Source organism: Roseibium algicola (assembly GCF_001999245.1).
Taxonomy (GTDB): Bacteria; Pseudomonadota; Alphaproteobacteria; order Rhizobiales; family Stappiaceae; genus Roseibium; species Roseibium algicola.
The window spans coordinates 5,152,720-5,167,821 of sequence record NZ_CP019630.1 but is presented as its reverse complement, the minus strand read 5'-3'; the positions used below and the strand labels follow the sequence as shown (position 1 = coordinate 5,167,821).

The window sequence follows — 15,102 nt, the reverse complement described above, 5'->3', positions numbered from 1 at the left end:
AGAGGCTGCGCCATTATTCGCCGATGAACTTGTCGTATTGCGGGAAACCGGCGGTGGTGTACATGGACCGCACCAGGTCATAGGCACCATCTTCGATCGCCACCAGATCCATGCCCGAATACTTGTCGTTTTCCTCGTGCTGCAGGATCGCGGCGATGATCGATTTCTTGTTGTCGAGGATCGCCTGACGCAGGCTCTGCGCTGTCGCGGGATCGACATGGGCTCCGGCCATGATCATGTCGTTCGGCAGATCGCCGGAACGGGCGATTACCCGGAAAAAGCCGTTCGGGACGCTATCATCCTTGTTGCGGGTGCCAATCCACGAATTGTGATTGATCCCGATGGCGGCAACATCACCCTTCTTCAAGGCTTCATGCGCAATGTTGCGCGAAGTATGCAGCTTCTCGATGTCCTTGACCGGATCGACGCCATAATCGGCCATCAGCTGCATCGGGCACAGCATGTTAGAAGTGGAACCGATATCACCGAAGGCCACCTTCTTGCCCTTGAGATCGGCCGGCCGCGTGAAACCGCTGTCGGCTCGTACGACGACGGCACAGAAGTAATCCGGGCGGCCAAGACCTATAAGCGGACGGGCTTCGGTCAATTTGTTGATCACGATGTACTCGGCAGGACCGGTTACGACAAAGTCGACGCGTTGGGCGCGCAAGGCTTCAGCCGCTGCGGTCCGGCTGGTAACCGGGAAAAACTCGAAGGTGTGGTCTGTTGCATTTTCAAGGGCGTTCTTGAACGGCCCCCATTCAACCTGCAGCCGCTCCAGGCCCTCCACGTCGGTAACGGCCAGTTTGAACGTGTCGGCCAGGGAAGAAGACAGGGAAACGGCAAGAACGGCAGCCGCGAGTGCGGCGGATTTCAAAAAGCGCATGACAGGAACTCCTCAGACAGCCGAAACAAAGCCGGCAAGGCAACAGGAGCGTAACGACACGCGCGCCGCGGAACGTGACCGTATTATGTAAATTTTACGAAATTTACATCAGAGAAAGATGGATCTACGAAGCAGAAAATTTCTTTAACTTCGAACTTCCAGACAAAACTTGATCTTATTTGTTTTCCGGCAAATTTTCTCGATGCTTCTGTCGTAAAACTTCATAAAAGTATAATCGTATAGACATCTGTTCTCGGCACATGTCTGCTAGTTCGCTCTCCGTTTTTCGGAGGGCCCGATGCTGGTCATTGAGCAATTATCTAAAGTCTTTGGAGACCTGACCGCGGTGGACAGTGTCTCCCTTGCCATTCCCAAGGGACAGATGGTCGGCGTGATCGGCCGGTCCGGTGCCGGCAAGTCCACGTTCCTGCGCATGATCAACCGGCTGGCCGACCCCAGCCGGGGGACGATCCTTAACGAGGGAAAGAACATCACGGCCCTGAAGGGTCGCGATCTGCGGCTTTGGCGTGCGTCCTGCGCCATGATCTTTCAGCAGTTCAATCTCGTCGAGCGCATGGATGTGCTGACCAATGTCATGGTTGGCCGCATCGCCCACACTGGGTTCCTGCGCTCCATGACACGATCCTTTACTGACGAGGACCGCGCCCGCGCCATCGAAGCCCTGGACCGGCTGGACCTTGTGCCCCAGGCGCTGCAACGCGCGGGAACCCTTTCCGGCGGGCAGCAGCAGCGCGTCGCCATCGCCAAGGCGCTGGTGCAGAACCCGCGCATCATGCTGGCCGACGAACCGATTGCTTCACTTGATCCGGCCAACGCCAGTCGTGTGATGGACGCCTTGCGCGAAATCAACCGGACGGACGGTCTTACGGTGCTGGTCAATCTGCACACGCTCGACACCGCCCGTGCCTACTGCGACCGGATCATCGCAATGAAGGACGGGCGGGTTCAGTTCGACGGCACGCCGGACGCCCTGACTAGTGAAAGGGTTCGGCAGATTTACGGATCCGACGATCTTTCCGGTGACATCAACGAAGCAGTCACCTCCACCTCCCTTTCGACAACCACTTCCCGGCCGCCGATGAAGGCTGTCGGGGCCTGACCTTCGCGAAGCGGATCATCCGCTCTCGCTCTTGAAGCGGCCTTTGCCGCGCAAATCGCCGGATCTGCCGGCACCAAAGGAGACTTGAGATGAAGGCCATTTTTGCAGCAGCCGTTTCCGCTGCCGTTCTTGCAGCCTCCCCGGCCGTGGCGGACAGCTGGAAGGACCAGTACAAGACAGTCAAGTTCGGCATTCTTTCCGGTGAAAACGAAAAAGACCGGATCGCCCGTTACACGCCTTTCGAAAAGTACCTGGAGAACGAACTCGGCGTTGATGTCGAAATCTTCACCGCCGGATCCTATGACGGCGTGATCCAGGCCATGGCGGCCGACCAGATCGAATTCGCCTTCTTCGGTTCGTCTTCCTATGCCGCTGCCTACACGGAAACCAACGGCGGTGTCGTTCCGCTTGTCTCCCGCCTGCAGAAGGACGGTTCCACCGGTTATTTCTCGGTCGTCGCCGTGCGTTGTGACAGCGGCTACAAGACCCTTGACGACCTGAAGGGCAAGACACTGGCTTTTGCCGATCCGGACAGCACGTCCGGTTATGCCGTGCCTTACTTCAACCTCAGCAAACAAGGCTACGAGCCGAAAACCTATTTCGGTGCCATTCCCTTCTCCGGGGCCCATGAAACCGGTGTGCTTGGTGTCTACAACAAGCAGTATGACGCTGCCGCTACCTACATCACCAACGAGGAAGACGGCATTCCGCAGCGCATGGTCACCAAGGGCATGATCGAGAAAGACGCGATCTGCACCATCTGGAAGTCACCGGAAATCACTTCCGGTCCGCTGGCTGCCCGCAGCAACCTGCCTAAGGGCCTGATCGATGCCATGCGCACCGCGGTTATGGAAATCCCGGAAAAGGATACGCTGGCATTCATCGAAATGACCGGCGGCGAAGACAGCACCCAGGAAGCGTGGATCGAGGTTGATCACGACCGTTACCAGTGGATCGTCGAAATGCGGGACTGGCTGAAGAAACAGCGCCGCGGCGGCTGACTTTTCAGAGCGAGGGAGGAAACCGGCCGATCCGGGTTCCTCCCGACGACCCGACCATTGTCATCCCGGGCGGCACTTCGCGTTTCCAGGGATGACGCCTGGAAAAACTTGTGGCGCAGAACGCTGCGGCGTCAGCGCCTCCTGCCCAAAATCATTGGAACTAGAGGCATGACAGCGCTCTCCCCTGCCATTGACCGGTTCGAAATCGATTATGCTGCCGCCCGCCGGTCAGCCCTCCGGGTAAACCTCGTCTCGACCACGGTCTTCGCACTCTGCTTCTTCGCAACGGCGTGGTTAGGCGGTTTCTTCGACATGACCGACGTCACCCTGCCCGATGGCGACCGTGTGTCCATGTGGAAGATCTGGGCAGGTTTGCCACGGCTTGGAGAGTATCTCTACAAGACCTTGCCGGAGCTTCACCGCGAGACAATCGGGGCGGATCTTGCCGGTTGGTTCTGGCGCTGGAAGGTCTGGCTCTGGCTGCTCCTGGAAACGATCCTGATCGCCTATATGGCAACATTGCTTGGCATCGTCGGTGCGTTTCTCCTCAGTTTCCCGGCGTCACGGAACCTCTCCCCCAACAGACTGGTCCTGAACGTCACCCGCCGGTTCCTGGAAATCATCCGAACGGTTCCGGATCTCGTCTGGGCCCTCATTTTCGTTTTCTGTTTTGGCGTCGGCCCGCTGGCCGGTGTTCTCGCCATCGGTCTTCATGCCACCGGCGCTCTCGGCAAGCTCTATTCCGAAGCCAACGAAAATGCCGACATGCGCCCGCTCGAAGGCATCAAGGCGTCGGGCGGCACCTGGTTCGACCAGATCCGCTACGGCATCGTGCCCCAGGTTGTCCCTAACATCATCAGCTACACGCTGCTGCGGTTCGAGATCAACGTTCGGTCCTCCTCCATCATCGGCTTCGTCGGCGCAGGTGGCCTGGGCCAGGAGATCCGCGTGGCAATGTCCCTGCAGGAATACACCGATCTTTCGGCGCTGTTCCTGATCGTCTTCCTCACCGTGATCGTCATCGACATGCTGAGCGAAAAGGTGCGTCACCGCATCATCGGCCTGACCGGAAAAGGCATCTGATCATGACCGCACAACGTCCAGATATCGCCCGCGCCAGAACGCTCGTACCAGGCGCCTTTTCAACGCCGCTCCGGACGCGCCTGATCCGTCTCGCCGGCTGGTCGGCTTTCCTTCTTTTGACCGGCTGGTGCCTGTGGGATTTCGGCTTTGCGCCTGAAAAACTTCTTCACGGGGCGACCCGCTTTGGCGATGTGCTTGCCTTCATGTTTCCACCCCACATCTGGACAAGCTGGGCGGAATGGCAGGAAGTTCTGAAAGGCCTCGGGGAAACTGTCGCCATGGCGTTCATGGGCACGCTTCTGGGAGCCCTGGTTGCGTTTCCACTGGCATTCCTGGGCGCCAAGAACATCCTGCCACTGTCCTGGCTCCGGCTCGGTGTCAGGCGCGGTTTCGACGCCCTGCGGGCGATCGAACAGCTGATCCTCGCACTCGTCTTCATCCGCGCCTTCGGCCTCGGGCCACTGGCAGGCATTCTGGCCATCGCGGTTTCGGAAGTCGGCACGTTTTCGAAGCTCTTTTCGGAAGCCATCGAGAACACCAGCCAAAAGCCGGTTGAGGGCGTGCGCGCTTCCGGCGGCGGCAGCCTGCAGACAATCCGCTTTGCGGTTCTGCCTCAGGCCCTGCCGGTGATCCTCTCGATCATCCTATACAATTTTGAATCCAACACACGCACCGGCACCATCCTGGGCATTGTCGGCGCCGGAGGCATCGGCTTCCTCCTCGCCGACCGCATCCACGCCTACCGCTGGCCGGAAGCCTGGACGATCATTTTCCTGATCATCTTCATGGTCTACCTGATCGACGGCTTCTCCGGTTTCCTGCGGCGGCGGATCATCGGCGCTGAAACGGGGCGAAAGTAATTTTCACCTGGGGGAGAAGCAGCGTTTTTCTCCTCCCGCCGAGTTTCCTTTTTCCGCTGCATGCCTCCCAATCAGCAAGACCTCGGAAAATCCTGATCAGCGCCTCATGCTCACCTCGGAAACGGCATGGATGCCATGGTCAAGCCATGGCATGACGCAGGAGGAATTTTAGTCGAATGATCAGAGCACCCGCTGTCCGTTCCGCCAGGCCTGCTTGATGAAGGGATGTCCGTTGAGGACGCCGACATGAAGCAGGTCGGCGCGTTTTCCTTCTGCGATCTCGCCTCTGTCTGATAGTCCGGCAACCTCGGCAGGCGTTTTCGAAACCATCCGGATAGCTGCCGGAAGGTCGGCGTGGAACGCATCGTCCAGCCCTACAAGAAACGCACAGTCGAGCAGCGAGCGCGGGACGTAGTCCGAAGCCAGGATGTCGACGAGATCTTCCGCCAACAGTGCGCTGACCGCGATGTTGCCCGACTGGGATCCGCCGCGAATGACGTTGGGCGCACCACCGACGACGTGCATTGCGTGGCTCTTGGCCTTGCGGGCTGCCTCCAGTGTGCAGGGAAATTCCGAAACGCTGATACCCTCACCGAGGGCTTCGTCGATGTGTTCCAGTTCCGTATCGTCGTGACTGAGCAGCGGCAGCTTGTGCGCATGCGCCAGCGCGACCACAGTCGGACGAACCTTCGAGCTGATTTCATCGGAGAAGTTCAACAGCTCCTGCGTCTCACGCTCGGCAACGGCACGTGTTTCGCCCGTGTCGGCCATGCGTCGGTGAATATAGGCCTCGACGTCCTTGCTCTGGCGCCGGCCCGGCAGGTGTTCCATCACCGACACCATGCGCACGATGTCCTTGCCGATGTTTTCTTCCGTCAGGCGCGTGGTCTCGCCATCGGTGATCTCGCAGCGCAGGTGCACCAGATGTTCCGATTTGAGCATGCCTCCGGACTGAAGCGTTTCCAGGGCGTCGATCATTGGCGCCAGGATTTCGCGGCGCTCCGGGTTCTTGATCGTCGCCCCCACGCAGAGGCTGTCGAACACGGTGGTGATGCCGCTGCCGATGATCTGAGCATCATGGGCCATCGCCGCTCTGAGCGGATCCCAGCGCACATGTGCACGCGGAAAGACATGCTTTTCGAAGTGGTCGGTGTGAATGTCGACCAACCCCGGCAGCAGGTAATCACCCTCGAGATCGAACCCGGCTTGCGGCGCACTGCCCTGGTCCACCGAGACGATCCCGCTTTCGGAAAAGGCAATGTGACCGCTGACGACTTCATCAGCGAGCACCAGCCGGGCGTTTTTCAGAACTGTCAGGGCACTGCCGGAGGGCACGCGATTGTCGGCATAAGTCATGGAAACTCCTTCCGGCGAGCAAGTCGAACGAATTCAAGGATGGCCCGGTAGCGGACCGCAATGAGATATGACACCGCGAGAGCGGGAGTGAACTGGGGCCGGAAGCAAACGCGTTTCCGGTTGATCGACCGATGATCTAGCGCTCTTTCGGGCGCAAATTGTGACAGTCGTTCAACGGATCCGTGACAATCCGGAAAAATCTGCAGATTGCAGGCGAAGGCATGGATTAGCAGGGTCGGACACAAAATCTGCGCTCAACCGGCTGGAAAGGCAAGAGCACAGGGAAGAAGGACAGGCGCGAAACGAAACCTCGAACCAAGCCGCCGCTCAAGTGGGCCAAAGGCCGGTAGCGCAACAAACCATGGTGCGGGCGACGGGACTCGAACCCGTACAGCCTAGGGCCGAGGGATTTTAAGTCCCTTGTGTCTACCAATTCCACCACGCCCGCTTTTCCCTTCCCCTAGCTCTCCTGCCCGAAAAGCGCAAGAAGGCACTGCCGCTTTTCACCGCACAGGCGGGAAGTTTCCACGTCAGCCTGATTTTGCGGGAACAGAAGCTGGAAAATGGGCGCTTTGGGCGGTATGAGAACAGGTAACGGATAATTGGTGCCGAACGGGGCCTTGTGGGCTTAGAATGGCACCGGATAATTGTGAGACACGGTAAACCCCATGGTCAGCTATATCGACGCTTCGGAAGCCCCTTTGAAAAACACGGGTCAGGTACGTTTGTACGGCCCTGAAGATTTTGAAGGCATGATGCGCGCCGGACAGCTGACCGCAGCCTGTCTGGACGAGCTGGCCGACATCGTCAAACCGGGCACGACCACCCAGGAAATCGACGACTTCGTCTACCAGTACGGCATGGATCACAACGCCATTCCGGCGACGCTGAACTATCGCGGCTACACAAAGTCCTCCTGTACGTCGATCAACCATGTCGTCTGTCACGGCATTCCCAACGACAAGGCCCTGCGCGAGGGCGACATCGTCAACATCGACGTGACCTTCATTCTGGACGGATGGCACGGAGATTCCAGCCGTATGTATCCGGTCGGCCAGTTGAAGCGCGCTGCCGAGCGCCTGATCGATGTGACCTATGAATCGCTTATGCGCGGTATCGAGGCTGCCAAGCCGGGCAACACCACCGGTGATATCGGTGCTGCCATCCAGACCTTCGTCGAGGCTGAACGCTGTTCGGTCGTGCGTGATTTCTGCGGGCACGGTCTTGGTCTTCTGTTCCACGACACTCCCAACATCCTGCATTACGGGCGTCCTGGCGAAGGTGTTGAACTGAAGCCGGGCATGATCTTCACCATCGAACCGATGGTCAATCTGGGCCGCCCGCACGTGAAGGTTCTCAGCGACGGCTGGACGGCCGTCACGCGAGACAGGTCCCTTTCCGCCCAGTTCGAACATTCCATCGGCATCACGCCTGAAGGCTGCCAGATCTTCACCACGTCCCCCAAAGGCATCCACAAGCCGGGCCTGCAGACGGACTGATTGTTCGGCCTGAAGTCCGTTTACCGGCGATGCACCGTCATCTGACAGCGGCTGACGCAGGAGCTCATGAAAGAGACGACGACCGCCAGTGAAGCACCGGCCGCAACCGGCAGCGACCACAAGGGACACCGCCAGCGGCTGCGGGAACGATTTCGTAAAACGGGCGAGCAAGGTCTCGCCGATTATGAACTCCTGGAATTCCTGTTATTTTCCGCCCTGCCCCGCCAGGATACAAAGCCGATCGCCAAAGCACTGCTTCAGCGCTTCGGTTCCTTTCCGGCAGCCCTTGCCGCCCCCCGGGAACGGCTCAAGGAAATTCCGGGGCTGTCCGACATCAGCATAGATGCGCTTCAGGCGGTGCATGCATCGGTCATCCGCTTTCACAAGGCCGGGCTGGAAAAACGGCAGGTGCTCGACAGCTGGCAGAAGGTCATGGACTACCTGCAGGTTTCCATGGGGCTTGCCCCGGTAGAGCAATTCAAGATCCTGTTTCTCGACAAGAAAAATGCGCTTATCGCAGATGAAGTTCAGCAGACGGGCACGGTCGATCACACCCCGGTCTATCCACGCGAAGTGATCCGGCGTGCCCTGGAGCTTTCGGCAACGGCCCTGATCCTTGTCCACAATCACCCGTCGGGCGATCCGACCCCATCGCGCGCCGACATACAGATGACCAAGAAAATCGTCGACATTGCCGGCCCACTCGGGATCGAGGTGCATGACCATATCATCGTTGGCCTGCGTACAAACGTCAGCTTCCGCAGCTTACAGCTGATTTGAGTTGCCAGAGCAACGGACAGGCCAAGTCTTGGGACCCGTACAGCTAAGCTCTTTAAGACTGTTTGCAAAACCGGATCGAGAGTTTCGAGACTTTACCCTTAATTTACTTAGAATTTGCGGCATTCCTTAACCCAGATCGACAATACTCGGGCCAAAGAAATCGGGCTCGTATATGTACAATTCGTCTAAAAACTCCGGCGGACAGATAGCAAACGCGATCATTATTCCGATGGTCGTAATCGTCATGATATCCGTTGTCGGTATTTTCGGCCTGTTGCACTGGTCTGCCCGCCTGTCGGACGAAACCGCTGTCGAATCCCAGAACAAGCTCATTTCCGGCGCTTTGCAGCTGACCCAGAATTACATGGTCAAGCAGCAGAACGGCGTCGTGATCTGGGACGAAGCCTATCACCGGGTCAACCAGATCAACCCGGACGAAGGCTGGATCTACAACAACCTGATGCACTGGCTGTTCCAGAACCACGGTTTTTCCAAGTCGATCCTGATCAACCGCGATTACGGCGTGCAATATGTCTACGCGCAGAACCACACCAACAAATGGATGACGCAGGAGTTGCTTCAGGAACTGAAGCCCGCAGTTGCCAAGGTGCGCGCCCGCTACATCATTTCCTTCCGCCGCACACCATCCGGGCTCTACAGTTTCATTCCGCAAAGCAGCGACGCGCGCCGGTCGATTGCCGAAACCGGCCTCGTCTCCCTGGCGGGCGAACCGTATCTCTTCAGTGCCGCCGCCATCATGCCGCAGATCCAGTCGATCTCCCGGGTCCGTTTCCCGCCGTCAGTGCTGGTAAGTCTGGTACCCTTGCGGGGTGAAAAGCTGACGGAAATCTCGGAAATGTCTCGCCTTGACGGGTTTGTTCTCGCCAACAACCAGACCCAGCGCGATGGCGTCGGCAGGTTTCAGCTGAAGTCCCCGCTTGGACAGGATGTCGGCCTGATCGCCTGGCAGACAACCGAGCCCGGAAGCCAGATGATACGCCGGATCAATCCTTTCCTGGCCTTGGCGGCTTTCATGATTGCCGCCGTGGTCATCGCCGTGACCATCTTCACCCGCCAGATGACCAAACGTCTTGCACGCAGCGAAGCCAAGGCAGTCCACTCCTCGCGTCATGACGCCCTGTCCGGCCTGCCGAACCGCGCGCGGTTCCATGCACTTTTGACGGACACGCTGGACGAAAGCGTTGCCAAGGGAACGAATACCGCCGTCGTCTACATCGACCTCGACCATTTCAAGGACATCAACGATACGCTTGGCCATTCCGCCGGCGACAAGGTGATCACTGCGGTCGCCCAGAGACTGCAGCGCGTCATTCCTGAAACCGGGATCGTTGCGCGCATTAGCGGCGACGAATTCGCGATGGTCATCAAGAACTGCGAAGACGATGTCTGGCTGGAATACATCCTCGACCAGGTGCAGGACGAAATTGGCCGTCCGATCATGATCGGGCGCCGTGAACTTCACGCCAGCCTCTCGATGGGCGCTGCAATTGCCCCGCGCGACGGCAACGATCCGGACGAGCTGCTGCGCAAGGCCGATATCGCGCTTTATGATGCCAAGGCAAACGGTCGGAACCGCCGCTCCTTCTTCGAACCGAACATGGAACATCACGTCCAGTCCAAGGACCGGCTGTCCCGCGAACTTCGGCTGGCGCTCAAGAACGACGAACTGACACTTGCCTACCAACCTCAGTCCGACACATCGGCCAAGCGGATCGTCAGCGTTGAAGCGCTGGCCCGCTGGACCAAGGAAGACGGCACCGTCATTTCCCCGGCGCAGTTCATTCCGGTGGCCGAGGAAACCGGCCTGATCAACGAACTGGGCATCTGGGTGCTCAACAAGGCCTGCGCCAAGGCGCATGAATGGCCCGGCATCACCGTTTCGGTCAACGTTTCGCCAAACCAGTTCAAGCACCCGCGGTTCGTCGAAAAGGTGATGGCGATCCTTGCCGCCAACAACCTGCCGCCACAGCGCCTGGAAATTGAAGTCACCGAAAGTGTTTTCGCAGGCCGCAACGATTCGGTGCTGAAGGCCCTGCGCAGGCTGAAGAACCTGGGCGTGAAGGTTGCGCTCGATGACTTCGGTTCAGGTTATTCCAGCCTCAGTTACCTGCGCCGCTTCCCTTTCGACACGCTCAAGATCGACCGGGATTTCGTTTCCGACATGAACGGCAACGCCGAAGCCGAGGCCATCCTGGTGTCGATCATCCAGCTCGGCAAAGCGCTTGGCATGACCATTGTTGCCGAAGGCATCGAGACGCTGGAACAGATCCGTTTCCTGCAGGCACACGACTGCAACCGAATGCAGGGCTACTACATTTCCCGCCCGCTGACGGACACCGCCCTGACGGCGTTCCTGGACGAATTTCACCGCGTCGGTACACCCGGTTACGGTACAGACCTGAGCTATCAGGTGCGCGCGGCGGAAGCTTGACGACACTTCGTACGGGCAAATGCCTGCCCGTCAGCCCTACGATTTGTTCAGGAACGACCTGGAAACGCTACCAGGCTCAAAGACCGAGCAACGGACGGAGCCTGGCGGCAAACCCGTGGAAGCTCGCAAAGGGAGCCGTCTCGGCCAATGTCAGCCAGTCCTGCTCTACCCCGGCAGCCAGCTTCAGGCCAGCGTGACCGAATTCCGCACGCACCATATCCTTGAACCAGGCAACATGCTGCGCTTTGCGCTGGCGTTGCAAGACCTCGCCTGACGCGATGTGCGCATGGTGGCGCGTCCAGTGGTCAACCAGATCATCAACACCGCTGAGGGTTTGCGCGGAGACTTCGCACACAGGCACCTTCCACCCTGCAGTGCTGTCGGTATCGCTCAACGACAGGGCGCCCGCGACATCCGAGGCAGCCCGACGGGCAAGCACACCCATATCTACCTTGGTGACAGCCACGATATCCGGCAGCTCCATGATGCCGGCCTTCATGAACTGCAGACTGTCACCCGATCCGGGCTGGATACACAGAACAACCGTGTCGACAGCCTGCTTCAGGTCCCCTTCCGATTGTCCGATACCAACGGTTTCAACGATCACGCAGTCGCACACGCACCGGAGAACGGCAATTGCCGCAACCGCATGATCGGAGAGGCCCCCGAGGCGATCTCGCGCCGCCATGGAGCGGACGAAGACGCCATCGTCGGATGGATCGGTTTTCAGGCGGGTTCGGTCACCCAGAAGGGCACCACCGGTCACCGCGGAAGACGGATCAATCGCAAGCACAGCCACAGTCTGCCCTGCCGACCGGCACGCCTTGATGAGCGCGTCGGTCAGACTTGATTTGCCGACGCCGGGCGGACCGGTGAGGCCCAACACTTTCGCGGAGGCTTCACCGGCGGCCGAATCCAGAAAAGCCGCGGTTTCGGCGTCCTCCGCATGGCTTTCCAGCCGGCTGAGAACCCGCGCGAGCTGCCTCTTGCCACCCGCGCGCAAGGTGTCCAGCTGGGGGTAAGCATCGCTCACACCGCACTCCCCTTGGCCTCGACCGGAGTTTTACGCCCCATTCAGCTTCCGGACTTGAACTTCAAGGCCGCCTGAGCTGCTGCGAGGCGGGCAATCGGCACACGGAACGGCGAACAGGAGACATAGTCCAGACCGACGCCTTCGCAGAAGGAGATCGAGGCCGGATCACCGCCATGCTCCCCGCAAATGCCAAGCTTGATGTCGGGACGGGTCGACCGGCCGCGTTCAACGCCGATCTTGATAAGCTCACCCACGCCTTCCTGATCGAGAGAGACGAACGGATCCTGCTCCAGCAGGCCGCGCGTCTGATACGTCCCCAGGAAGGAAGCCGCATCATCGCGCGAGATACCGAAGGTGGTCTGCGTCAAATCGTTGGTACCGAAGGAGAAGAACTCAGCAGACTGTGCGATTTCCGCCGCTTTCAGGGCGGCGCGCGGCAGTTCCACCATGGTGCCGATCTGGTATGTCAGTTCCGCTCCGGTTTCGCTCATCACGGCTTTTGCCATGGCCTCGATGCTCTGGCGTACGAGGTCGAGTTCTCCCTTGAGGCCAACCAGCGGAACCATGATTTCCGGAACCACCGGTGCGCCGGTTACTTTGGCAGCCTCGACAGCCGCCTCGAAGATGGCCCGGGCCTGCATTTCAGCGATCTCCGGATAGGAAACCAGCAGACGGCAGCCGCGATGGCCGAGCATCGGGTTGAATTCTTCCAGTGCCAGCGCCCTGTCGCGAAGCAACTCCGGATCGGCACCCATGGCTTTTGCGACGTCCGCCAGTTCCTCTTCCGATTTCGGCAGGAATTCGTGCAGTGGCGGATCCAGCAGACGGATCGTTACCGGCAGGCCGTGCATGATTTCGAAGAGATCGGTAAAGTCCTGTCGCTGCATCGGTAAGAGTTTTGCAAGTGCTGTCCGGCGTCCGGCTTCGGTCTCGGCCAGGATCATCTCGCGCACGGCAATGATACGCTCGCCTTCGAAGAACATGTGCTCGGTGCGGCAAAGGCCAATACCTTCAGCGCCGAACTCCCGCGCAACCTTGGCGTCTTGCGGCGTTTCCGCGTTGGTGCGCACGCGCATGCGGCGCACCTTGTCGGCCCAGCCCATCAGTGTGCCGAAATCGCCGGAGAGCGTCGGCTGCAGCATCTCGACCTCACCAACCAGAACCTGCCCGGTGGCGCCATCGATTGTGATGATGTCACCTTCCTTCAACTGCCGTCCGGCAGCATTGATCACACCGTTGCGATAGTCGATCCGCATCATCCCAGCCCCGGCGACACATGGCTTGCCCATGCCGCGCGCCACCACGGCTGCGTGGCTTGTCATGCCGCCCCGGCTGGTCAGAATACCCTCGGCCGCATGCATGCCATGGATGTCTTCCGGGCTGGTTTCCACGCGAACAAGAATGACCTTGCGCCCTTCCGCCTTGGCTTTTTCCGCCTCGTCGGAGGAAAAGACGATGGCACCGGATGCAGCGCCGGGAGAGGCTGGCAGGCCGGTCGTGATCACATCGCGCTTTGCTTTCGGATCAATTGTCGGGTGCAGGAGCTGGTCGAGCGCAGCAGGCTCCACGCGGCCAATGGCCTCTTCCTCACCCAGCAGCCCTTCGGCAACCATGTCGACCGCGATCTTCAGCGCCGCCTTGGCGGTGCGCTTGCCCGACCGGGTCTGCAGCATCCAAAGCTTGCCCTTCTCGATCGTGAACTCCAGGTCCTGCATGTCCCTGTAATGGGCTTCCAGCTTGGCACAATAGGTCTGGAATTCGGCAAATGCCTCCGGCATCAGCGCTTCCAGCGACGGGCTGGAAGACCCGGCCCCGATGCGGGCCTTCTCGGTGATATCCTGCGGTGTCCGGATGCCGGCAACCACGTCCTCGCCCTGTGCATTGACCAAGAACTCGCCATAAAGGGCGTTTTCGCCAGTGGAAGGGTTCCGGGTAAAGGCGACGCCGGTCGCAGAGCTCTCGCCCATGTTGCCGAACACCATGGCCTGAACGTTGACGGCAGTTCCCCAGGAGGACGGCAGATCGTGCAGACGGCGATACGTCACGGCACGCGGCACCATCCAGGAACTGAAGACCGCGCCAATCGCGCCCCAGAGCTGCTCCTGCGGATCCTGCGGGAACGGCTTTTCCAGTTCTTCTTCCACCAGCGCCTTGAACTTCTCGATGATGCCCAGCCAGGCATCCGCATCGATTTCGGTATCGAGCGTCAGTTCATTGCGTTCCTTGTACTCTTCCAGAATTTCTTCAAACTCATGGTGGTCGAGGCCCAGCACCACGTCGGAATACATCTGGATGAAGCGGCGGTAGCTGTCGTAGGCGAAACGCCTGTCTCCCGCCTCTTGCGCGATCGCTTCGACTGTCTGGTCGTTAAGGCCGAGGTTCAGGACGGTATCCATCATGCCGGGCATGGAAACACGGGCGCCGGAGCGGACGGAAACCAGCAGCGGCCGTTCCGGGTCACCAAACTTTCGGTTGGTCGCCTCGCCGACCTTCTCGAGCGCTTCGGCAACCTGTGCCGTCAAAGCGTCCGGATAGGATTTTTCATGCTCGTAGTACCAGGTGCAGACTTCCGTGGTGATGGTGAAGCCCGGTGGCACGGGCAGACCCAGGCTGCTCATTTCGGCAAGGTTTGCGCCCTTCCCACCGAGAAGATTACGCATATTCGCTGCACCTTCTGCAGCACCATTGCCGAAACTGTAGACCCACTTGGTCATCTGATACTCTCCTCGCCTAGTTCGGTCTGCGGCGTCTCGCGCGCAGCCAACTCGCATTATCATTCCGGCAGCAATCGGGCCGCACCGGCACCAGATCTTTTTGCACCGCACATTCCTGCTACGGCAACTGCTTGTCTTCAAGCCCTTTTTCAGCGAAACCGGTTATGATTGGTCGTAAGTCTTAGCATTTCCGACGTTGAGCAAAATCAAAAGGATTTAAACCCGCAGAAAGTTATCCCGGGCGCCTTGCCGGTCAGCCTTAAAGACGCCATTGTCAAAGGTAATAAGCAGTAAACCCACCAGATTCAGGGACAGAAG

General features: G+C 59.3%; 11 protein-coding genes and 1 tRNA gene. 7 read left to right on the top strand and 5 right to left on the bottom strand.

Features of this window, described 5'->3' with window-relative positions; all coding sequences use genetic code 11:
• Nucleotides 1-13: 13 nt before the first annotated feature.
• Complete coding sequence (locus B0E33_RS23945) at nucleotides 14-886, bottom strand: phosphate/phosphite/phosphonate ABC transporter substrate-binding protein (protein ID WP_062488482.1); 873 nt, start codon at nucleotides 884-886, stop codon at nucleotides 14-16.
• 298 nt (nucleotides 887-1,184) lie between these two features.
• Here B0E33_RS23945 and phnC point away from each other — a divergent pair, with 298 nt between their 5' ends.
• From phnC to phnE (B0E33_RS23925), 4 genes are all read left to right on the top strand, one after another.
• On the top strand, nucleotides 1,185-2,006 hold the full coding sequence (phnC, locus tag B0E33_RS23940; protein ID WP_062488481.1) for a phosphonate ABC transporter ATP-binding protein: 822 nt from the start codon (nucleotides 1,185-1,187) through the stop codon (nucleotides 2,004-2,006).
• An 89-nt stretch (nucleotides 2,007-2,095) separates the two neighbouring features.
• Nucleotides 2,096-3,007, top strand: a complete 912-nt coding sequence (gene phnD / locus B0E33_RS23935) for a phosphonate ABC transporter substrate-binding protein (RefSeq protein WP_077292640.1) — start codon at nucleotides 2,096-2,098, stop codon at nucleotides 3,005-3,007.
• 168 nt (nucleotides 3,008-3,175) lie between these two features.
• The gene (gene phnE, locus B0E33_RS23930; protein ID WP_077292639.1) at nucleotides 3,176-4,090 is read left to right on the top strand and encodes a phosphonate ABC transporter, permease protein PhnE; all 915 of its coding nucleotides are present in this window, start codon (nucleotides 3,176-3,178) and stop codon (nucleotides 4,088-4,090) included.
• A gap of 2 nt (nucleotides 4,091-4,092) precedes the next feature.
• On the top strand, nucleotides 4,093-4,950 hold the full coding sequence (gene phnE / locus B0E33_RS23925) for a phosphonate ABC transporter, permease protein PhnE (RefSeq protein WP_077292638.1): 858 nt from the start codon (nucleotides 4,093-4,095) through the stop codon (nucleotides 4,948-4,950).
• Nucleotides 4,951-5,130: 180 nt separating this feature from the next.
• Here phnE (B0E33_RS23925) and B0E33_RS23920 read toward each other — a convergent pair whose 3' ends face one another.
• Together B0E33_RS23920 and B0E33_RS23915 are read right to left on the bottom strand one after the other, a co-directional pair.
• The gene (locus tag B0E33_RS23920) at nucleotides 5,131-6,306 is read right to left on the bottom strand and encodes an alpha-D-ribose 1-methylphosphonate 5-triphosphate diphosphatase (protein ID WP_077292637.1); all 1,176 of its coding nucleotides are present in this window, start codon (nucleotides 6,304-6,306) and stop codon (nucleotides 5,131-5,133) included.
• A gap of 362 nt (nucleotides 6,307-6,668) precedes the next feature.
• Nucleotides 6,669-6,754, bottom strand: a tRNA-Leu gene (locus tag B0E33_RS23915).
• Nucleotides 6,755-6,974: 220 nt separating this feature from the next.
• Between B0E33_RS23915 and map the strand changes: the two genes are divergently transcribed.
• The 3 genes from map (at nucleotide 6,975) to B0E33_RS23900 (ending at nucleotide 11,037) form a co-directional block, all read left to right on the top strand.
• Nucleotides 6,975-7,805 (top strand): type I methionyl aminopeptidase, encoded by an 831-nt coding sequence (gene map / locus B0E33_RS23910; protein WP_023001049.1) that lies wholly within the window; start codon nucleotides 6,975-6,977, stop codon nucleotides 7,803-7,805.
• A 66-nt stretch (nucleotides 7,806-7,871) separates the two neighbouring features.
• Complete coding sequence (radC, locus tag B0E33_RS23905) at nucleotides 7,872-8,585, top strand: RadC family protein (protein WP_077292636.1); 714 nt, start codon at nucleotides 7,872-7,874, stop codon at nucleotides 8,583-8,585.
• A 172-nt stretch (nucleotides 8,586-8,757) separates the two neighbouring features.
• A complete protein-coding gene (locus tag B0E33_RS23900) occupies nucleotides 8,758-11,037 on the top strand; it encodes a bifunctional diguanylate cyclase/phosphodiesterase (RefSeq protein ID WP_055654868.1) in 2,280 nt (759 codons plus the stop codon).
• A 76-nt stretch (nucleotides 11,038-11,113) separates the two neighbouring features.
• On the opposite strand, the gene B0E33_RS23895 is transcribed toward B0E33_RS23900, so the two are convergent.
• Nucleotides 11,114-12,070 carry an ArgK/MeaB family GTPase gene (locus tag B0E33_RS23895; RefSeq protein ID WP_077292635.1) on the bottom strand — a complete coding sequence of 319 codons (957 nt, stop codon included), beginning with the start codon at nucleotides 12,068-12,070 and terminating at the stop codon, nucleotides 11,114-11,116.
• Nucleotides 12,071-12,111: 41 nt separating this feature from the next.
• Entirely contained in the window at nucleotides 12,112-14,784 is a 2,673-nt protein-coding gene (gene ppdK / locus B0E33_RS23890; protein WP_077292634.1) for a pyruvate, phosphate dikinase, read from the bottom strand.
• Nucleotides 14,785-15,102 lie beyond the last annotated feature (318 nt).